This window comes from Gemmata algarum (genome assembly GCF_034097035.1).
Taxonomy (GTDB): domain Bacteria; phylum Planctomycetota; class Planctomycetia; order Gemmatales; family Gemmataceae; genus Gemmata; species Gemmata algarum.
On the sequence record NZ_JAXBLV010000133.1, the window covers coordinates 36,364 to 56,775 of the forward strand.

At 68.9% G+C, this 20,412-nt stretch carries 9 protein-coding genes; 5 read left to right on the forward strand and 4 right to left on the reverse strand.

Going from position 1 to position 20,412, the window contains the following annotated elements; genetic code table 11:
- Positions 1-23 precede the first annotated feature (23 nt).
- Positions 24-1,352 carry a flavin-containing monooxygenase gene (locus tag R5W23_RS11560; RefSeq protein ID WP_320686453.1) on the forward strand — a complete coding sequence of 443 codons (1,329 nt, stop codon included), beginning with the start codon at positions 24-26 and terminating at the stop codon, positions 1,350-1,352.
- Between the two features lie 145 nt (positions 1,353-1,497).
- Here R5W23_RS11560 and R5W23_RS11565 read toward each other — a convergent pair whose 3' ends face one another.
- Positions 1,498-2,382 (reverse strand): DUF3472 domain-containing protein, encoded by an 885-nt coding sequence (locus R5W23_RS11565; RefSeq protein WP_320686454.1) that lies wholly within the window; start codon positions 2,380-2,382, stop codon positions 1,498-1,500.
- 89 nt (positions 2,383-2,471) lie between these two features.
- The gene (locus R5W23_RS11570; protein ID WP_320686455.1) at positions 2,472-2,897 is read right to left on the reverse strand and encodes a TIGR03067 domain-containing protein; all 426 of its coding nucleotides are present in this window, start codon (positions 2,895-2,897) and stop codon (positions 2,472-2,474) included.
- Between the two features lie 281 nt (positions 2,898-3,178).
- On the opposite strand from R5W23_RS11570, the gene R5W23_RS11575 reads away from it, so the two are divergent.
- Both R5W23_RS11575 and R5W23_RS11580 read left to right on the forward strand, forming a co-directional pair.
- Positions 3,179-3,709 carry a hypothetical protein gene (locus R5W23_RS11575; RefSeq protein WP_320686456.1) on the forward strand — a complete coding sequence of 177 codons (531 nt, stop codon included), beginning with the start codon at positions 3,179-3,181 and terminating at the stop codon, positions 3,707-3,709.
- Between the two features lie 591 nt (positions 3,710-4,300).
- Entirely contained in the window at positions 4,301-4,858 is a 558-nt protein-coding gene (locus R5W23_RS11580) for a peptidylprolyl isomerase (RefSeq protein ID WP_320686457.1), read from the forward strand.
- Positions 4,859-5,030: 172 nt separating this feature from the next.
- Here R5W23_RS11580 and R5W23_RS11585 read toward each other — a convergent pair whose 3' ends face one another.
- Both R5W23_RS11585 and R5W23_RS11590 read right to left on the reverse strand, forming a co-directional pair.
- A complete protein-coding gene (locus R5W23_RS11585) occupies positions 5,031-5,987 on the reverse strand; it encodes a YsnF/AvaK domain-containing protein (RefSeq protein WP_320686458.1) in 957 nt (318 codons plus the stop codon).
- A 426-nt stretch (positions 5,988-6,413) separates the two neighbouring features.
- Positions 6,414-16,343 carry a choice-of-anchor Q domain-containing protein gene (locus R5W23_RS11590; RefSeq protein WP_320686459.1) on the reverse strand — a complete coding sequence of 3,310 codons (9,930 nt, stop codon included), beginning with the start codon at positions 16,341-16,343 and terminating at the stop codon, positions 6,414-6,416.
- Between the two features lie 150 nt (positions 16,344-16,493).
- On the opposite strand from R5W23_RS11590, the gene R5W23_RS11595 reads away from it, so the two are divergent.
- Together R5W23_RS11595 and R5W23_RS11600 are read left to right on the forward strand one after the other, a co-directional pair.
- Positions 16,494-17,084, forward strand: coding sequence for an ECF-type sigma factor (locus R5W23_RS11595; protein WP_320686460.1), 591 nt, complete (start codon positions 16,494-16,496; stop codon positions 17,082-17,084).
- 78 nt (positions 17,085-17,162) lie between these two features.
- Positions 17,163-20,402, forward strand: coding sequence for a serine/threonine-protein kinase (locus R5W23_RS11600; protein ID WP_320686461.1), 3,240 nt, complete (start codon positions 17,163-17,165; stop codon positions 20,400-20,402).
- Positions 20,403-20,412 lie beyond the last annotated feature (10 nt).

Consider the following 20,412-nt stretch of genomic DNA (forward strand, 5'->3'; position numbering starts at 1 on the left):
GTGCCGCGTCACGGAGCGGTACTATGCGCAGGGTTTGTGTGATCGGCGCCGGCTCGTCCGGGATCGTCGCGGCCAAGACGTTCCATGAGCGTGGCATCCCGTTCGACTGCTTCGAGAAGGGGTCGAACGTCGGCGGGCTGTGGCGGTACGAGAACGACAGCGGCGCGTCGGTGGCGTACCGGTCGCTGCACATCAACACGTCGCGCGCGAAGATGCAGTTCGCCGACTTCCCGATGCCGCGCGACTACCCGGACTTCCCGCACCACTCGCAGATCGCGCGGTATTTCGACGCCTACGTCGATCACTTCGGGTTCCGCGACCGGATCACGTTCCGCACCATGGTGCAGCGGGTCGAGCCACTCGCCGACGGCACGTTCCGGGTCGAAACGACCGACGCAACGGGCCACAGCGAGAGCCGCACGTACACCGATGTCGTGGTCGCGAACGGGCACCACTGGCACCCGCGCGTGCCGACGTTCCCCGGCACGTTCGCCGGCACGACGCTGCACGCCGGCCGCTACCGCACCCCCGAGAGCTTCGCGGGCCAGCGCGTGCTGGTACTGGGCGCCGGCAACTCGGGCTGCGACATCGCGTGCGAGGTGTCGCGCGTCGCCGACCGCACCGTCCTGGCGATGCGGCACGGCGTCCACCTGATCCCGAAGTACCTGTTCGGGCGCCCGCTCGACAAGTTGGTGCCGCCGTGGATGTGGCGCCACCTGCCGCTCCGGGCGCAGCAGCTCATTTTCGGCACCGCCCTCCGGCTCGCGCGCGGCAAGCTCAAGCGCTTCCACCTGCCGGAACCGCGGCACCGGATTCTGGAAGAGCACCCGACGATCTCGTCGGACCTGCTCAACCTGATCGGCCACGGCCGGGTCACGGTGAAGCCCAACATTCAGGAGTTCACCGGCGCCGCCGACGGGCGCGAGGTGCTCTTTACAGACGGCACGCGCGAACCCGTGGACGCGATCGTCTACGCCACGGGCTACGACATCCGGGTGCCGTTCCTCGCGCCGGAGGTGTTCGACGCCCGCGACAACGAGGTGCGGCTCTACAAGCTGGTGGTCCACCCCGAACACCGCGGTCTGTACTTTATCGGGCTGGTGCAGCCGTGGGGCGCGATCATGCCGCTGGCGGAAGAGCAGTCGAAGTGGGTCGCGGACCTCGTTGAAGGCAAGTGCGCGTTGCCGACGCGAGACGAGATGCTGACGGGCATCGGGCGCGACCGCGGGGCGATGCGGCGGCGATACACGGCGTCGTCGCGGCACACGATCCAGGTGGACTTCTACCCGTACCTCGACGAGTTGCGAAAGGAGCGGCGGCGCGGCGCACGCGAAACGGTGCGAGCGGCCTGAGTTGGCGCGTCCGGGCGGTCGGCCAACGTTTGCGCTCCGAACTTTGGCGAGCCGCTACCCCGCCATTTGCTGGCCGCGAGCGCCAACCGTCGGCGTCGGCAGACGGTTCGACACGTCGCGGCATCCCCCCCTCGGCGAGCACCTCTTACTCGAACTTCGGCAGGTCCGCGGGCGGCTTGGCGCCCGACTTCTCCTTGTCCCGCGTAATGGCGTCCCGCAACTTCGTGGTCTTGTTCTCGATGTCGCCGCCGGTGGCCAGGAAGTAGCGCCCGCTCACGGCGCCAGCATCGATGTTGGTGACCGGGTTGGCGTCCGCGGTGAAGCGGGCTTTATCCAGCGGCACCCACTCACCCTTCGCCGGCTTGATCCAGCCGTTGCCGAAGCTCGCGCGGCGTTCCTTCGTCGTGGAGACCTTGTTCCGGCGGAAGTCCTCCACGAACGAGTAGCACCCCTTGAGCAGTTCCCCCTTTGTGAGGGTCGAGAACGTCACGAGGTGCTTCCACTGCCCCTTCGGGGGGGAGCCGCCCGAACCCCCGGCCGTTTTTTCCGGCACGTAGAAGTAGCCGCTGTACGCGGTGCGCGTGTCGCCGTCGGGCTTCGCGGTCACGAGGAAGCGGTAGGTCTCACCGACCTTCCAGTCGTAATCGAAGAACGACTGCCCGCCGGTGCCCTCGCCCCCGAACCGCCCGACGCGGACGGCGGCGTCCTTGTGGAGCATCTTCACCCGCTTCGCTTCGTCCACCTTCTTGGGGTCGTCGCCGGTGGTCGGGTCCCACACGGAGAACAGCACGAGCTTCTTGCCGTTCGCGAGTTCCTGAATGCCGAAATACCCTTTACCCCACCCGGCGGCCATGAAGTACGTGCCGTCGGCGGACTTCTCCACCGTCAACTCGTTGTAAAACGCCACGCCCTCCGGCGCCGGGTAGCCGAGGTGAACCGAGCGGCACGCGACGCCCTTCAGCCTCTCGTCCGCGGGGGTGGAACAGACGGCGAGCGCGAGCAGCGCGACGGCGACCAGCAAAGAACGCATCACAACGGTCCGGAAGGGAATGGGCGCGGCGGGCGGAACCGCCGGCAGCACCTCTGCCGGCAGATGGCAGTGAGTGTACGAACGCGGCGCTACTTCGCCTTTTCCTTCTTCAGCTCGAAGTAGTAGCCGGTCTTGCCGTCGAACTCCTTCGGGCGCTTCTCCTTGTCGAGCGAGTACGCGATCTTGAGCGTGTCGCCCTTCAGCTCGAGGATGCCGATCGCCTTCGTGCCCTTGGTGCCTTCGGGGCCTTCGAGGATCTCCATATCGACCTGAGCGGGGGTCGCCTTGGCGTCGAGCTTGTACCCCATCACGAACGTGATCTCGCCGCCCTTGATGGTGAACTTGTCGGCGGTGACGATGTACTGGGCCTTCTTCGCGGTCGCGTCCACGTCCGCCCCGTTCTTCTTGCCGGCCACCAGGGTGTACGTGCCGGCCAGGTCCAGCTTCTCGTCGGCCGCCCGCGCGATCAGGGCCGAGCACGCCACCAACCCCGCCACCAGTGCGAACGTCTTCATCCGGAGCCTCGTTTCGGGTGCGCGCCGCGGTCCCGGGCCGTCCGGTTCGCGGCGCGACGTGATTGTATGTTCACGTTTCCGGCGCGCCAACGGCGCGGGCTCGTTTCCCGAGATGAGAGTTGCGTGAGAGCACGTGCGCGGTTATACTGACTTCGGTTCGCCCATCGCCACATCGCTCGGGCTTCGCCTTCGCCCCGTTTCGCCCCTGTCGCCACATTCACGAGGCTGCTCCGCTCCGCGGCTCTCGGCCGCGCGGACCCGCCGGGCCACGGGAGAACCCAATGCACCTGACCCACGCGGAACACGAACTGGAACTCGACCTCGGGCCGGTAACGATGAGTTGCACGGCGGACGAGCTCGCGACGGCACTGACGGCCCTGGTCCGTGAGATGCGAGCCGCGGCGCCGTTCATCCGCCCCGACGAGCGGGACGCCCTGCGCGCCATCATGGAGCACGCGGGCGCTCCGACGGTGGGAGAAATCTTCCCCGACTTCGCGCGGGACTCGGACGCGCACACCACGTTGCGCAAGTTGCGAACGGCGCAGTTCATCCGGCCGCAGGACCGCGACCGGTGGGCGGTGCAGGAGCACATCGAGGTGAAACCGTTCGCGCGGCTGCTGTGGGAACGGCTCGGCGAGGCGCACCTTTTCGGGGATTTGAGTGAACCGGTCGAAGAGATCGACTTGGCGCTGCCGGGGGTGAACGACTCCGAACCGCCTCGCGACGACAAACAGAAGGGCAAAACGAACGGCGAGGAGTGGAACGAAGCCGACGTTCTCGATTTCCTCAGCAACGACGACACGAAGGACTAGCCCGACCCGCGGCCGTTCCTTGTTTCATCGTGATGACACGGTGGAACGTGCCAACTCGCCATGCTCATGAGACGCACCGCAGGCCGACGTGCACAGTCGAGAGTACAGGCTCCCGGCTGTTGCCATGTCTGCCACATTTTCCGGGCGCATGGTCGCTCCTCGTGCCCGCAGCACACGTTCCGAGTTCGACAGAGGCATTTCGGGCCGTGAACCGAACCTGACCGTTCCCACTCGCACCCCGAACTTCTCTCCGGAAAAGTCTCGCCCATTGCGGTGAGCTGCGGTGCGGGGTGTCGAATGTGCGTCGGGAACCGGTTAGGGAATGGCCGGCTCAAGTCCCCTTGGTGGCCTCTCGCCCCGCGTTGTTATGGCGCTTCACACGCCCGGTTTCCCCCTTCCGGCACGGCTTCCTTGTCTTCCCGTATCGCGGGCCGATAATCTCCTCTGACCGATTCTTTCAGCGGGAGCCGTGACGCATTACGGCCGGCGCCCCGCCTGCGTCGAATCGTTCCGGCCGGCCTCGCATTCCCGCCCGCGTGCGCGACGGACCCGCCGGGCACCACGATCTCCACACACACGCAAGTGAGTCCCATGTCCAGCGAATACAAGCCGCATCACGCCGTGAACCCGAAGAACCCCACGGTGTTCTTTGACATCGCCATCGGCGGCCAAGCGGCCGGGCGGATCGAGATGGAACTGTTCGCCGACACGTGCCCCAAAACCGCCGAGAACTTCCTACAACTGTGCGTCGGCACCACGAGCAAGGCCGGGACCCCGCTCGCCTACAAGGGTTCGACGTTCCACCGCGTGATCCCCGGGTTCATGTGCCAGGGCGGTGACTTCACCCGCGGGGACGGGCGGGGCGGCGAGTCCATCTACGGCAGCCGGTTCGACGACGAGACGTTCGAGGGGAAGGCCGGCGAACACTTCGGCCCGGGCGCCCTGTCGATGGCCAACGCCGGCCCCAACACTAACGGATCCCAGTTCTTCCTATGCACTACCGCAACCCCGCACCTGGATGGCCGGCACGTCGTATTTGGGCAGGTGGTGAAGGGGTACGACGTGGTGCAGAAGATCGAAGCGGTCGGCTCGCGGAGCGGGCAGACATCGACCAAGGTCACCATCAGTGATTGCGGCAAGGTCGAATAGCCAGACTGAAGCAAGGTCGTATTTTCAATATTACTTCAACCCGGCCTCAGATCTCCTACTCGGCCGAGCGCAACTCGCCTCGCACCAGATTGCTACGAATGAGAACTCCCGGCGCCGCACCTGCGGCGCCGGAAGCGTTCAGCTAGCCCATGAGTCCCAATCCGTAAGGAAATTACGACTTACGACCGCCCGTTTTGACGGTTTGGCGCACAGTCGCATCGCCCTCGGACTCGACCACGGCCTCCTCCTTGCGAACCGTGCCTCTCACAGTCTTGTTCTCTCGCACTTTCCGCTTACCGATAGTCACCTCCTCAGTGACGACCGGCTCTGTGGTGACCCGGACCCGTTCTTCCTTCACCGGGATGCGGATCTCCTCGGCTTCCATTTCCGCCGATGTGGCCCGGCCGCTTGCGGGGCGACGTTCCACCACCACCTCCTCGCGTTCGACCGGCACGGTGATCTGCTTCTGCTCCGTGTGAACCTCCTTGCGCACCTTCACCTGCCCGGTTTCGATCGTATCCTTCTCAGCCCGCAGTTGCTCCTCGCGGAGTTGGATCACGCGCCCGTCGTCCGAACGGAACTCGCCGGCGGCCATGATGTTGGCCCGGTCGGCCCGGACCGCGCCCCACCCGCTACGGTCGAACCCGCTGCGGCGGTGCAAGATGTCGCGCGCCTCGAGCGCCCGCCCGTTCGCCTCGACGGTCACCAGGTACCGGCCGCTCTGCACCTCGTTTTGGTAGTACTCGGCGTCTTCCTCTGGGACGCCCCAGCCGACCAGCGCGCCGGCAATGCCACCGGCGGCGGCACCGGCCCCGGCGCTCAGCAGGGCCGCCGCCAGCGGCCCGACGGCTAGCACCGGCCCGATTACCGGGATCACCCCGAGCGACACGGCCAGCGACCCGAGCGCCATGGCCCCGGCCCCGACAGCAGCACCGGCGACCGCCCCCTCCTCCGCGTATGTGTCGCCGGCTGCGCCGTCGGTCACGGTTTCCCCGCTCTCGTTCTTGTAGACGAGCCCGATTTTGCCTTCGTCGAACCCCGCCGCTTTGAGATCCTCAATGGCCTGCTCGGCGCGGCCCTTCGACTCGAATACGCCGACGGTGGCGGTGTGCTTCTTACGCGTTGGCATGGTGCCGACCTCCCAGGTGCGAATGCGATCCGATCGACCGCACGCCCCACTATTCAGCACAGTGCGTGCCGGCCGCGCATTGAATCGCTCGTGGGTTGGACCGCCGGAACCGGCAATGGAACAGCCGCAGCGTTCGCGCGTCGAGGCTTTTAGAGTTCGAGAAGTGTTGTGCTCGGAAAACCGGAGACAGGAGCCGACCTGCGGTTTGGCTTGTGTTGACGCGCCGGGATCGTTCCCAGCGCGTCAACACAAGCCAAACCGCACCCGTGACTCATTCACGATCCAAACGGTTGTGTCTGTTTTTTGTGGCACGGACCGGAAGGTCTGTGCCACAAAAACAAAAGCAGGCACCAACAACCGGATTGTGACTCAGGTGCGGTGGCCGACCCGGGAGACAGGCGCTCCGGAGCGGCCACCGACCGACGGTTACAGTTCGGTCAGCAGGTCATCCCCGCGAAGACCTGCGACCACGTCCAGAACCCCGCCGCCGGTGGTGTTGGCGAAGTACCAGTCCCGCCCGCTCCCGCCGTACAGGAAGTCGCCGGCCCCGTCGTTGAACACCGTCGCGGACGGCCCGCCGGCCACCAGGAAGGCGTTTCCGTTCGCCCGCGGGCCGGTTCCGGTGCCCTTCAAGTTGGCCACACGGGTGCCGAGGTCCCGGGACGAGTTCCACTCCGCCTGGAGGCCCCACAGGGCCGACTCGTTGGCGTCGAACGCCGTCGAGCCGCCGATCAGCATGTCGTCACCGGCCTGCCCGAACAGCAGGTCCGACCCGGCCCCGCCGATCAGGATGTCTCGGGCGCAGCCGGCGTACAGCAGGTCGTTACCGGCCCCACCGACCAGCACGTTCGGCGCGCCCGCGGTCCCGACCAGGATGTCGTTCCCGGCCCCGCCGAACGCGAACACGGGCACCCGAACGTCGCCGTTCGCCACGATCGAGTCGTTGCCGGCCCCGCCGTACATCACTACCCGGGCGACCGCCCCGGTGAGCGTCTGATCGAACAACTTCCAGCACCCGCTCTCGACCTCGACCGCGTACCGGTTGTTGCAGAGCCCCAGCACTTCGATCTCGTCGTCGCCTGCGGTACCGCCAACGAACAGCGCGTTCTGCCCGGTTACCGGGTCCGCCAGGATCGCCGCCGGCACCACCGACACGCCCACCGAGGCCGCGGCGGTCGGGACCGCGTAGTTGGCCCCGCCGGCGAACGTCGCGGTGATCGTTTTGTTGCCGTACTGGAAGGCGTCGGTGGTCAGTACCGCCTTACCGTTCACCACCGGAGCGGTGCCGAGCACGGTGCTCCCGTCCTTGAACGTCACGGTTCCGGTCACCGGAGCGCCGTTGGCCGCGGCGACGGTGGCGGTGAACGTGACGGCCAGCCCCGGCACCGCGACCGGGCGGTCGGTGACCAGCCCGATCGTTACGGCGGCCGGGGTGATGCTGGCCGTGGTCGTAGCGTAGGTGTTGAACGTGTAGTTGCCGGCGTCGGCGCCGGTCACACTGATCCCGGTCACCGTCACCGACTTACCGGTACCCACGTTCGGATCGGCGAACGCGGCCGACGTGTAGCCCGAGGCGAGTTGATCCCCGCCCACCCGGTTGTCGGCCAGGGTAACGGCCGCCGCGGTGGTTCCGTCGAACACCTTGTTCGTGCCCGTAGCGGTGATCGTCAGCGCCCGCCGGGCGACGCTGGCGGTGGTCGCGCCCACGCCGGTCAGGGTGTAGTTGGCGGCGTCAGCCCCGGTCAGGGTCGCCCCGGTCAGGGTGACCGTCTTACCGGCCCCCGCGTTCTTGTCGGCGAACGCCGCGGTGCCGCCGGTCAGGGTGACCGCGTCCTGGCCGATCACCCCGCCCAGGTTCCGCGTGAGCACGGTCGCGGCCCGGGTGCCGTCGTACACCTTATCGGCCGCGGTGAACGTCCCGCTGATGGCCTTCGCCGTGATGCTGGCGACGGCGCCCGCCGTCGTTACCCCGCTCAGCGTGTAGTTGGCCGCGAACGCCGGGTCCAGGGCGACCCCGGACACCGTCACCACCTTACCGGTGCCGGCGTTCTTGTCGGCGAACACAGCCGACGTGAACGTGGCCGCCGGGGCCTCACCCGCCACCGCGTTTCCGAGCACCAAGCCGGCGCTCGCCGCGGTGCCGCCGTCGTACACCTTGTCCGACGCCGTCGCACTCACCGTCAGCGCCCGCCGGTTGATGGCCGCAGCGGCGTCAGCAACACCGGTCAGGGTGTAGTTGGCGGCATCGGCCCCGGTCAGCGTCGCCCCGGTCAGGGTGACCGTCTTACCGGCCCCCGCGTTCTTGTCGGCGAACGCCGCGATGCCGCCGGTCAGGGTGACCGCGTCCTGGCCGATCACCCCGCCAAGACTCCGGGTGAGCACGGTCGCCGCGGCCCCACCGTCGTACACCTTGTCGGCCGCGGTGAACGCGCCGCTGATGGCCTTCGCCGTGATCCTTGCCGTGGCGGTGAACGCCGTGGTCACCCCGTTCAGCGTGTAGTTGGACGCGAACGCCGGGTCCAGCGCGATCCCGGACACCGTCACCGCCTTGCCCACGCCCGCGTTCTTGTCGGTGAATACAGCCGACGTAAACGTGGCCGTCGGAACCTCGCCGGCCACCGTGTTCCCCAGGGTCAGCGTGGCGCTCGCCGCAGTCGTGCCGTCGTACACCTTGTCCGACGCCGTCGCAATCACCGTCAGCACGCGCGGGGTAACGGTCAGGCTCCCCGCGGTGTAGGTCACGTCGTAGTTCGCCAGCGCCGCGGAGGGGTTGAGGGTGGCGGTGACGGCGTACGGGCCGCCGGCCACGGACTCGCCTGCCGCCCGTGTGTAGGCGGCGGCCACACCGTCGCCCGGCAGGAAGCCACTGAGGGTGCCGGTCAGAACGGGGTCCGCGTCGCCGTAGACTTTCGTCAGCGCGTCCGCCGAAACGGACGCTGCCCGCCGGCCGATGGTGTACACGGCTCCGGTGTTGTTGATGACGAAGTAGTTGGCCGCCAGTTGCGCGGCCGTCAGCCGGCTGCTGGACAGCGTGGCGGTGATGGCGTAAGTGCCCGCGTTCTCACCGGCCTGCCGAGTGTACGCGGCCGTCACCCCATCGGCCTCCACAAAGCCGCTCCCGGTGCCGGTGGTCAGTGAAGCGGCGTCCGCGTCGCCATACGTTTTGCCGGCCGCGTCGGTCACCCAGGAAACCACCCGCGGGTAGATGACGATCGACACCGAGCCGCTGGCGGAAACGTAGTTGGGGCCGGCATCGAACGTCCAGGTGGCGATGCCGCCGGGGGCATCGGTGAACAGGGTGCTGAGGGAGACGAACCCGCTCAGGTCGGCCCCGCCGACGCCGACGGCCTGCACCGCTTGTGAGCCGTGAGCTTGCCCGTCGTACTCGAAGGTCGAACTGGGCACCACCACAAAGGCCGTTGCCGGAGTAATGGCGAAAGAGACCGGACTGCTGACCGCGTTCCGGTAGCCGGCCGCGTCACTGGTGAAGGTGGCGACAACGGTGTAGGTGCCGACGTTGATTGGGGCGCCGGCCAGCGGGGTGGCGGCCGCGACCTGGGCCGCGGTAAGGGCGCCGGCGTAGTAGGTGTACGTCAGCGCCGGGCTGCCGAAACTGGCGATGGTCGCGCCGTTGATGTCGGCGACGGTCGCGGCCGTCACCGTGTAAGCCGTCCCACGATAAACCCCGCCGGCAATGGTCACCCCGACGGTCGACGCTTGCGTCTCGAACGACCCGATGTCGGGGTTGGCGTTCCGCGCCACGCCCCGCTGGTCGGTAGTCGTCGCGCCGGCCCCACCGGCCCCGATGGCCGGGCTGGTGGACAGCAGGGCGATGGTCTGGGTCGGCCCCCCGTTGTCCTTCAGCCCGGACGGGTCCAGACCCGCGGCGGCCACGGTCGGCACCACCACGTTCCCGTTCACCCCGCTGCTCAGCCCGCCCACCGACCCGCTACCCACCAGCAGGTTGTTCGCGCTCGACGCGGACAGGTCGTCGCCGGAGAACGCGTCGGTCAGGATCGTGCTCGTCAGGGTCACCGTGCCCCTGCTGTTGGAGATGCCGCCGCCGGCACCACCGGCGGAGTTGTTAGCGATGGTGCTCGACAACACCGTCAGCGTGCCGAAACCATTGGAGATGCCGCCCCCGCTGATCATGGCCGAGTTGTTGGCAATGGTGCTCGACGACACCGTCAGCGTGCTCTGGCTGAAAATGCCGCCCCCGAGGCTGGCCCCGTTATTGGTAATGGTGCTAGCCGACACCGTCAGCGTACCGTCGAGACTGTTGATCCCTCCCCCGGCGAAGGCCGAGTTGTTAGCAATAGTGCTGGCGGACACGGTCAGCGTACCGCCGAGGAGGTGGATGCCGCCACCGGCATTACTGGCTGAGTTGTTGGCGATGGTGCTCGCCGTCACCGTCGCCGAACCGGAGTTGTAGATGCCGCCGCCGAAGTTGCCGACGTTGTTGGCCACGGTGCTTCCCGTGACCGTCAGTGTGCCCCAGTTGGAGATGCCGCCGCCGAAGTAGGCTCCGTTGTTGGTAATGGTGCTGGCCGACACCGTGAGCGTGCCCTGATTGTAGATGCCGCCACCATCCGAGTTGTCGGCCCAGCCGCGGGTGATGGTCAGGTGGTTCAGGGCGGCACTCGCGCCGGTGTCCACGAAGAGCACCCGGGACGCGTTGTTGCCGTCCAGGGTGCCCCCCCCCGCACCGCCGTCGATGGTGGTCTGCGCCGCGTCCGTAAGCGTGAGCTGACCGCGCGACAGCACGATCGTACCCCCGGCCATGCCCGGGGCGAACGTAATGGTGTCCGCACCCGGGTGGGCGTTGGCGTACGCCACCGCCTCCCGCAAGCTGGTGCCCGAACCGAACCGCGAGTCGGACGTGCCGTCGTCCTCGTCCGCCAGCGTGGTCACCACCAGCGACGGGCGGAAGTCGGTGAACTCGAACGCCCCGATGTCCGGCCGCGCGTCCCGCGCCACGCCCCGCTGGTCGGTGGCACCCGCGTTCGTGGCCGCGCCTCCGACGGCCGGGCTGGTGGGCAGCAGGGCGATGGTCTGGGTCGGCCCCCCGTTGTCCCTCAGCCCGGCCGGGTCCAGGCCCGCGGCGGCCACGGTCGGCACCACCACGTTCCCGTTCACCCCGTTGCTCAGCCCGCCCACCGGCCCGCTCCCTACCAGCAGGTTGTTCGCGCTCAACGCGGACAGGTCGTCGCCGGTGAACCCATCGGTCAGGATCGTGCTCGTCAGGGTCGTCGTGCCACCGATCGCGCCGAAGTTGAAAAGGCCATCGCCTTCGAGGGTGGACGTGTTGTAGTTGTTGGCAATGGTACTCGACGCGACGATGAGCGTGCCCAGGTTGTGGATCCCACCGCCCATAGAATCGGACGAATTGTTGGCCACGGTACTTGCCGTGACCGTGAGTGTTCCCGAGTTGAAGATGCCACCGCCAGTATTACCGGCCGCGTTGTTGTTAATGGTGCTGGCCGACACCGTTAGCGTGCCGCCATCAAGAACGATGCCGCCGCCGTTGCCAAAAAGGACTGAGTTGTTAGCGAAGGTGCTCGCCGACACCGTGAGCGTGCCACCGCTGCTGTACATTCCACCGCCGGCGATTCTAGCGGAGTTGTTGTCTATGGTGCTGGCCGATACCGTCAGCGTGCCATCGTAGTTATAGATGCCCCCGCCAGTGGTGCTGGCCGAGTTGTTAGCAATAGTGCTGGTCGTCACGGTTACCGAGCCAGTACTGTTGTAGATAGCCGCTCCTGAGGTAGCCGAGTTGTTGTTAATGGTGCTGGCCGACACCGTCAGCGTGCCCTGGTTGAAGATGCCGCCGCCAGTGGTGCTGGCCGAGTTGTTGGTGATGGTGCTCGCCGTGACCGTGAGCGTGCCCTCACTGTAGATGCCGCCGCCGCTGTCATTGGCGGCGCGGCCGCGGGTGATGGTCAGGTGGTTCAGGGCGGCACTCGCGCCGGGGCTCACGAAGAACACCCGGGACGCGTTGTTGCCGTCCAGGGTCACCCCCGCCGCACCGCCGTCGATGGTGGTCTGCGCCGCGTCCGTAAGCGTGAGCTGACCGCGCGACAGCACGATCGTACCCCCGGCCACCCCCGGGGCGAACGTGATCGTGTCCGCACCCGGGTGGGCGTTGGCGTACGCCACCGCCTCCCGCAGGCTGGTGCCCGAACCGAAACCCGGGTCGGACGTGCCGTCGTCCTCGTCCGCCAGCGTGGTCACCACCAGCGACGGGCGATAGGCAACGAACTCGTAGGCCCCGATGTCCGGCCGCGTGTCCCGCGCCACCCCCCGCTGGTCGGTGGTCGTCGCGCCGGCCATACCGGCCCCGATGGCCGGGCTGGTAGACAGTAGGGCGATGGTCTGGGTCGGCCCCCCGTTGTCCTTCAGCCCGGCCGGGTCCAGGCCGGCCGCGGCCACAGTCGACACCACCACGTTCCCGTTCACCCCGTTGCTCAGCCCGCCCACCGGCCCGCTCCCCACCAGCAGGTTGTTCGCGCTCGACGCCGACAGGTTGTCGCCGGCGGTCCCGTCGGTCAGAATCGTACTCGTCAGGGTCGTCGTGGCGCCGCTGCTGTAAATACCCCCGCCCCCAGCGGCCCCGCCCCCAATCCGGACCGTGTTGTTGGTAATGGTGCTAGCCAAAACCGCGATCGTGCCGCCAACATTGCTGATGCCGCCGCCGGAATTGTCAGCGTAGTTGTTGGCGATGGTGCTCGCCGTCACCGCCGCCGAAGCATGGTTGAAGATGCCGCCGCCATAGTAGCCCCCGTTGTTGGCCACGGTGCTTCCCGTGACCGTAAGGGTGCCATAGTTCGAGATGCCGCCGCCGAAGTAGGCCCCGTTGTTGGTGATGGTGCTGGCCGACACCGTGAGCGTGCCCTGGTTGTAGATTCCGCCACCATACGAGTTGTCGGCCTTGCCGCGAGTGATGGTCAGGTGGTTCAGGGCGGCAGTGGCCCCGTAACTCACCAGGATCACCCGGGACGCGTTGTTGCCGTCCAAGGTCACACCCGCCGCGCCGCCGTCAATGGTGGTCTGCGCCGAGTCGTTCAGCACGAGTTGGCCGCCGGTCAGCATGATCGTACCCCCGGCCACACCCGGGGCGAAGGTGATCGTGTCGGCACCGGCGCGCGCGTTGGCGTATGCGACCGCCTCCCGCAGGCTGGTGACCCCGTCGAACGCGTTCACCGCGTCCGCGGTGGTGGTGACCACCAGCGAATCGGCCTCCCGCGGGGCGGCGGTCGTCTGGTACGCGCCGAGGTCGATGTTGCCGGCCGCCGGGCGACCGTACCCCCGCTGGTCCACGGTCGCGCCGGCGGCCCCGAACGGCCCGGCCCCGATGGCCGGGCTTGTGGACAGCAGGGCGACGGTCTGAGTCGGCCCCCCGTTGTCTTTCAGCCCGGCCGGGTCCAGGCCCGCGGCGGCCACAGTCGGCACCACCACGTTCCCGTTCGCCCCGTTGCTCAGCCCGCCCACCGACCCGCTTCCCACCAGCAGGTTGTTCGCGCTCGACGCCGACAGGTCGTCGCCGCCGAACGCATCGGTCAGGATCGTGCTCGTCAGGGTCGTACGGGAGTAAAAATTGTTAATTCCCGCGTCCCCATTCTGGGCCGTGTTGTTGGCAATGGTGCTGGCGGACACCGTCAGCGTGCCGCCGCTGTTTTGGATACCGCCGGCATTACCGCCGGAGTTGTTGGCGATGGTGCTCGCCGTCACCGTCGCCGAACCGGAGTTGTAGATGCCGCCGCCGAAGTTGCCGACGTTGTTCGCCACGGTGCTTCTCGTGACCGTCAGTGTGCCCCAGTTGGAGATGCCGCCGCCGAAGGGGGCGTTATTGGTGGTGATGGTGCTGGCCGACACCGTCAGCGTGCCCTGGTTCAAGATGCCGCCGCCATAATAGCGGATGCCGCCACCGTCCGAGTTGTCGATATTGCCGCGGGTGATGTTCAGGTGGTTCAGGGCGGCGGTGGCCCGGTCATACACCCGGACCACCCGGGACGCGTTGTTGGCGTCCAGAGTCATCCCCGCCGCCCCGCCATCAATGGTGGTCTGGCCCGCGTCCGTGAGCGCGAGCTGCCCGCGCGTCAGCACGATGGTGCCCCCGGCTACGCCCGGGGCGAACGTGATGGTGTCCGCCCCCGGGTGCGCGTTGGCGTACTCCACCGCCTCCCGCAAGCTGGTGCCCGAACCGAACCGCGAGTCGGACGTGCCGTCGTCCTCGTCCGCCAGCGTGGTCACCACCAGCGACGGGCGGAAGTCGGTGAACTCGAACGCCCCGATGTCCGGCCGCGCGTCCCGCGCCACGCCCCGCTGGTCGGTGGCACCCGCGTTCGTGGCCGCGCCTCCGACGGCCGGGCTGCCGGGCAGCAGGGCGATGGTCTGGGTCGGCCCCCCGTTGTCCCTCAGCCCGGCCGGGTCCAGGCCCGCGGCGGCCACGGTCGGCACCACCACGTTCCCGTTCGCCCCGCTGCTCAGCCCGCCCACCGACCCGCTCCCCACCAGCAGGTTGTTCGCGCTCGACGCCGACAGGTTGCCGCCGCCGAAGTCAACGAACTCGTCGGTCAGGATCGTGCTCGTCAGGGTCGTCGTGGCGCCGCTGCTGTAAATGCCCCCGCCCCCCCCCCCGCTCACACGACTGGCCGCGTTGTTGGTAATGGTGCTAGACAAAAACGCGATCGTGCCGCCGACATTGCTAATGCCGCCGCCGGAATCATCGGCGTAGTTGTTGGCGATGGTGCTCGCCGTCACCGTCGCCGAAGCACGGTTGAAGATGCCGCCGCCATGGTAGCTCCCGTTGTTGGCCACGGTGCTTCCCGTGACGGTAAGGGTGCCATAGTTCGAGATGCCACCACCGAAGGAGGCGTTGTTGTTGGCGATGGTGCTGGCCGACACCGTGAGCGTGCCCTGGTTGTAGATGCCGGCGCCATCTAGAGTCCGGCCGCGGGTGATGGTCAGGTGGTTCAGGGCGGCACTCGCGCCAGTGCCCACGAAGAGCACCCGGGACGCGTTGTTGCCGTCCAGGGTGACACCCGCCGCCCCGCCGTCAATGGTGGTCTGCGCCGCGTCCGTAAGCGTGAGCTGATCGTCGGTTAGCACGATGGTACCGCCGGCCACGCCCGAGGCGAAGGTGATCGTGTCCGCACCCGGGTGCGTGTTGGCGTACGCGACCGCCTCGCGCAGGCTGGTGAGCCCGTCGAACGCGTTCACCGCGTCCGCGGTGGTGGTGACCACCAGCGAATCGGCCTCCCGCGGGGCGGCGGTCGTCTGGTACGCGCCGAGGTCGATGTTGCCGGCCGCCGGGCGACCGTACCCCCGCTGGTCCACGGTCGCACCGCCGGCGAACGGCCCGGCCCCGATGGCCGGGCTGGTGGGCAGTAGGGCGATGGTCTGGGTCGGCCCCCCGTTGTCCTTCAGCCCGGCCGGGTCCAGGCCCGCGGCGGCCACAGTCGGCACCACCACGTTCCCGTTCGCCCCGCTGCTCAGCCCGCCCACCGACCCGCTCCCCACCAGCAGGTTGTTCGCGCTCGACGCCGACAGGTTACTGTTGCCGCCGAAACCGTCGGCCAGGATCGCGCTCGCCAGGGTCGCCGTGCCGCCACTGTTGTAAATCCCCCCGCCGCCGGCACCACCTGCGGAGTTGTTGGCAATGGTGCTGGCCGACACTGTCAGCGTGCCGCCGGAGTTGAGGATGCCACCGCCGGCATTACCGCCGGAGTTGTTGGCGATGGTGCTCGCCGTCACCGCCGCCGAACCGGTGCTGTAGATGCCGCCGCCGAAGTTGCCCACGTTGTTCGCCACGGTGCTTCCCGTGACCGTGAGCGTGCCATTGAAGTTCGAGATGCCACCGCCGAAGTTGGCCGCGTTGTTGGTGATGGTGCTGGCCGACACCGCGAGCGTGCCGCCGGAGTTGAGGATGCCGCCGCCGTCCAAATTGCCGGCTCGACCGCGGGTGATGGTCAGGTGGTTCAGTGCGGCACTGGCACCGGGGCTCACGAAGACCAGCCGGGACGCGTTGTTGCCGTCCAGGGTCACCCCGGCCGCACCGCCATCAATGGTGGTCTGCGCCGAGTCCGTGAGCGCAAGTTGGCCGCCCGTCAGCACGATCGTGCCCCCGGCCACTCCCGGGGCGAACGTGATCGTGTCCGCCCCGGCCGTGCCGTTGGCCTGGTCGACGGCCCACCGGAGGGTGCCGGCGCTGCCGTTGTCGAGCAGGCTGGTGACGGCGAATGTGGCCGGTACGGCCCGGTCTTCCAAAGCTTCCACCGCCAGTTTTGGGCGGGGGCGGACGATCGGCCGGGCGGGGGTGCGGTCGAACAGCTTGCGGACCCAGGAACGGACGGGCATCGAGCGGACTCCGACGGTTATAGGGGGATGCGCCACCCCCACAGGCGTCGCTGCGGTCCGAAACGCGCAATAGAAAAATGACAAATCTCTGCCGGCCGGCACCGCCCGCGGTCGGCACCGACCGGCCCGCGATCCGGAGTGACGGTTCCGATGCCCGTGTTCACCGAACTGCTCGCGGCCGCGAACGGCGGCAACGCCCGAGCGGTCGAGGACCTGTTCTGCCTCGTCTACGACGACCTGAAGCGGCTCGCCGCCCGCGCCCTCGCCAACGAGACCGTCGGGCACACGCTGCAACCCACCGCCCTGGTTCACGAGGCGTACCTCCGACTGCTCGGCGACCGGCCGGTCGGGGCCGGGGCGCTCGACCTGCCGGGGGACAGCCGCGGGCACTTCTTCACGGCCGCGTCCACGGCCATGCGACGAATCCTGATCGAGTCGGCCCGCCGGAAGAGGCGGGCGAAGCGCGGGGGCGGGCGCCAACGGGTGCCGCTCGACCCGGACCAGATCGCCGAGCCGGAGCGGGCCGACGAGCTGATCGCCCTCGACGAGGCGCTGACGGTTCTGACCGCGGCCGAGCCGAAGGTGGGGGAGTTGGTGCAACTGCGGTACTTCGGCGGGCTGACGCTGAAGGAGGCCGCCGCCGTCCTCGGCATCGCGCCGCGAACGGCCGACGCCTACTGGGCGTACGCCCGCGCCTGGCTGCTGACCGAGATGGCCGGCACCGGCGCTCCGGCACCGTGACGGGCCGCGTTGCGCGTTCCGGCCCCCGGCGGCGCATGGTGTTGTGGCGAATCGGATCTGTGGCAGCGAGAGGCGGGCGTGAGCGAGCTGGACATTTTCACCGGGGCCGTGGTCATCACCGACCCGGCGGCACGCGCCGCCTTCCTGGACCAAGCGTGCGGGGCGAACGCCTCGCTACGGGCGCGCGTTGAGGCGCTCCTGGCCCGCCACGAGTCAGCCGATTCGTTCCTGGAGGACAGCCCGGCGGACCTGCTGCGCGACGCCCCGGCCGCGCCGACGTGGCGGGGCGGCCGGAAGCCCGCGCCGGACCCGGCGACCGCCCCCGGCGCGGTGATCGCCGGCCGGTACGCGCTCGTGCGGTTGATCGGCGAGGGGGGCATGGGCGCGGTGTACCTGGCCGGCCAGACGGAGCCCGTGAAGCGGCAGGTGGCGCTGAAGCTGATCCGGGCGGGGGCGGACTCGCGGACGGTGCTGGCCCGGTTCGACGCCGAACGGCAGGCGCTGGCCCTAATGGACCACCCGAACATCGCCCGCATGTACGACGGGGGCGTCACCCCGGCCGGCCGCCCGTTCTTCGTCATGGAGCTGGTGGACGGCGTGCCGCTGACCGACTACTGCGACCGCCACCGGCTGACCGTCGCGGCGCGGCTGGCGCTGTTCGTGCAGGTGTGCCAGGCGGTCCAGCACGCGCACCAGAAGGGGATCATCCACCGCGACCTGAAGCCGTCCAACGTGCTGGTCGCCGAGGTGGACGGCCGACCGACCCCGAAGGTCATCGACTTCGGCGTGGCCAAGGCGACGGAGCGGAGTCTGACGGATCTGAGCCTGTCGGACGCGGGGGCGGTGGTCGGCACCCCGGCATACATGTCCCCGGAGCAGGCCGACCCGTACTCGGTGGACATCGACACCCGCGCGGACGTGTACGCGCTGGGGGTGATGCTGTACGAACTGCTCACCGGCTCCCCTCCCCTCGGCGCGACCGGGTTCGACCGGGGCGCGTTTTTAGAGGTGCTGCGGCTGGTGCGGGAGGTCGAGCCGCCGCGGCCGAGCACCCGGCTGAGCACCGCCGACGCCCTGCCGAGTATCGCCGCCAACCGGAGCACCGAGCCGGCCAAGCTGGCGAAGCTGCTCCGGGGGGAACTCGACTGGGTGGTGATGAAGGCGCTGGAGAAGGACCGCGCCCGCCGCTACGAGTCGGCGAACGCGCTCGCCGCCGACGTGCGGCGGTATCTGGCCGACGAGATGGTGGAGGCCCGGCCGCCGAGCCGGAGCTACCGACTGAAAAAGTTGGTCAGGCGGAACAAAGGGCAGGTGCTGGCCGCGGCCCTGATCGTGTTCGCACTGGTCGCCGGGCTCGCCGGGACCACCGCGGGTCTCGTCGAAGCCCGGCGGCAGGCGGAGGCAGCGGAAAGCGAGCGGACGAAGGCGGTCGCGGCGGCTGGCGCCGAGCGGCGGGCGAAGGAGGAGGCCGACGACCGGCGGCGGGCGGCCGAAACCAACCTGGAGTACGCCCACAAAGCGAACGACATTTTGGGCGAGGTGTTCACCGGCCTCGACCCGGGCGCCAACTACGCCACCGTCGCCGAGTTCCGCGCCGCTCTGAGGGCGAGCCTGGGCAAGGTCGCCGCCGCCCTGAACGCAGCCGACATCGGCGACCCGCTTGCGTCGGCCGCGCTGCACGAGAAGCTCGGCCTCTCGCTGCTCGCGGTCGGCGACGCTGCGTCTGCCCGCCCGCGGTTCGAGAAGGCCGTTGCCCTCCGCACCGAGCGCCTCGGCGCGGACCACCCGGACACCTTGAAAGCCGCGAGCAACCTCGCCTTCGCGCGGAAGGCGACGAACGGCCCGGTGGCCGCCCTGCCGCTGTTCGAAGACCTCCTCGCCCGGCGGACGCTCGCGCTGGGCGCGGACCACCCGGACACGGTAACGGCCCGAAACAACCTCGGCGTCGCTTGCGCGGACGCGGGGCAAACCGCCCGCGCGGCCGAGCTGTTCGAAACCGTTTACGCTCAGCGCCTGGCCGCGCTGGGCGCCGGCCACGCGGACACGCTCGCGACCTTGAACAACCTCGCGACCGCACACGCCACCCTCGGCGCGTACGACCGTGCCGTCGCCTTGCACCGCAAGGCCCACGAAGCGTCGAAGGCGCTCCGGGGGGCGGATCACGTCGAAACCCTGAAGCTGCTGAGCAACCTCGGGAGCACCCTCCAACTTGCCGGCCGCACAGAGGAAGCGGTGCGGGTGAACGAGCAGGTGCTGCCCGTCCGGCGGAAGGTGATTGGCCCTGACCACCCCGACACCCTGACGACGATGGCCAACCTGGGATACGGGTGTCACCTCCAGAAGAAGTACGACGTGGCCCTACCGCTACTGGAGGAGGCGCTCCGCGGGCGGGAGGCGGTCCTCGGCAAGGACCACCGCGACACGCTGTCCGGGGTCAACAACTTGGCCCTGGCCTACAGCGGGAACGGGCAGGCGGATAAGGCGGTGCCGCTGTTCGAGCGGGCGACCGAGCGGATGGCCGCCACCCTCGGCGCGGACCACCCGGACACGCTCGCCGCGCAGGCCAACCTGGCGTCCGCCTACCGGCAGACCGGCCGCGTCGAGAAGGCCATCCCGCTGCTCGAACGCGGCCTGGAACGGCAGGGGGCAGCCCTGGGCAGAGACCACCCTTCGGTGCTCACCACGATGACCGGTCTGGCCAACGCCTACAAGGTGGCCGGCCGGCACGACAAAGCTATCCCCCTGTATCAGAGCGTTCTCGACCGGCGGAAGGCCGCACAGGGCGATTCACACCCGGACACCGTGGCCAGCATCGGCAACCTCGGCGCGGGCTACGCCGCGGCCGGCCGGCACGCGGAAGCGGTCGCCACGCTCGAGCAGTTCGTAGCGGCCCAGCGGAAACAGTTCCCGCCCGCCCGGCTCGCCACCCTGCTCACCCTGGTAGGGCCGGAGTTAGGCCGGTGCGGCCGGGCCGACCTGCACGAGGCGTATTTGCGCGAGGCCGTCACCACCTACGAGACGAGCGAGCCGGACGGCTGGCGCGCCGCCGGAGCCCGCTCCCAGCTCGGCGCGCTGCTCCTCGCCCAAAAGAAGTACGCCGACGCCGAGCCGCTGCTGGTGAAGGGGTACGAGGGGCTGAAGGCCAAGGAGAGCGAGATCCCGCGGGCGTCCGCCGCCCGCCTCCCCGAAACCCTCGACCGGTTGATCGAGCTGTTCACCGCGACCAAGAAGCCGGACGACGTGGAGAAGTGGCGCCGCGAGCGGGCGAAGTACGCGCCGCCGAAACCGTCGGCCGCGTCTCCCAAGGAAGGGAAGTGATCGTCGTCGC

Excerpts from the sequence above, each read along its gene's own strand:
- R5W23_RS11595 (WP_320686460.1), top strand. The coding sequence starts at position 16,494 with ATGCCCGTGTTCACCGAACTGCTCGCGGCCGCGAACGGCGGCAACGCC.
- R5W23_RS11580 (WP_320686457.1), top strand. The coding sequence starts at position 4,301 with ATGTCCAGCGAATACAAGCCGCATCACGCCGTGAACCCGAAGAACCCC.
- R5W23_RS11590 (WP_320686459.1), bottom strand. The coding sequence starts at position 16,343 with ATGCCCGTCCGTTCCTGGGTCCGCAAGCTGTTCGACCGCACCCCCGCC.
- R5W23_RS11565 (WP_320686454.1), bottom strand. The coding sequence starts at position 2,382 with ATGCGTTCTTTGCTGGTCGCCGTCGCGCTGCTCGCGCTCGCCGTCTGT.
- R5W23_RS11585 (WP_320686458.1), bottom strand. The coding sequence starts at position 5,987 with ATGCCAACGCGTAAGAAGCACACCGCCACCGTCGGCGTATTCGAGTCG.
- R5W23_RS11560 (WP_320686453.1), top strand. The coding sequence starts at position 24 with ATGCGCAGGGTTTGTGTGATCGGCGCCGGCTCGTCCGGGATCGTCGCG.
- R5W23_RS11570 (WP_320686455.1), bottom strand. The coding sequence starts at position 2,897 with ATGAAGACGTTCGCACTGGTGGCGGGGTTGGTGGCGTGCTCGGCCCTG.
- R5W23_RS11575 (WP_320686456.1), top strand. The coding sequence starts at position 3,179 with ATGCACCTGACCCACGCGGAACACGAACTGGAACTCGACCTCGGGCCG.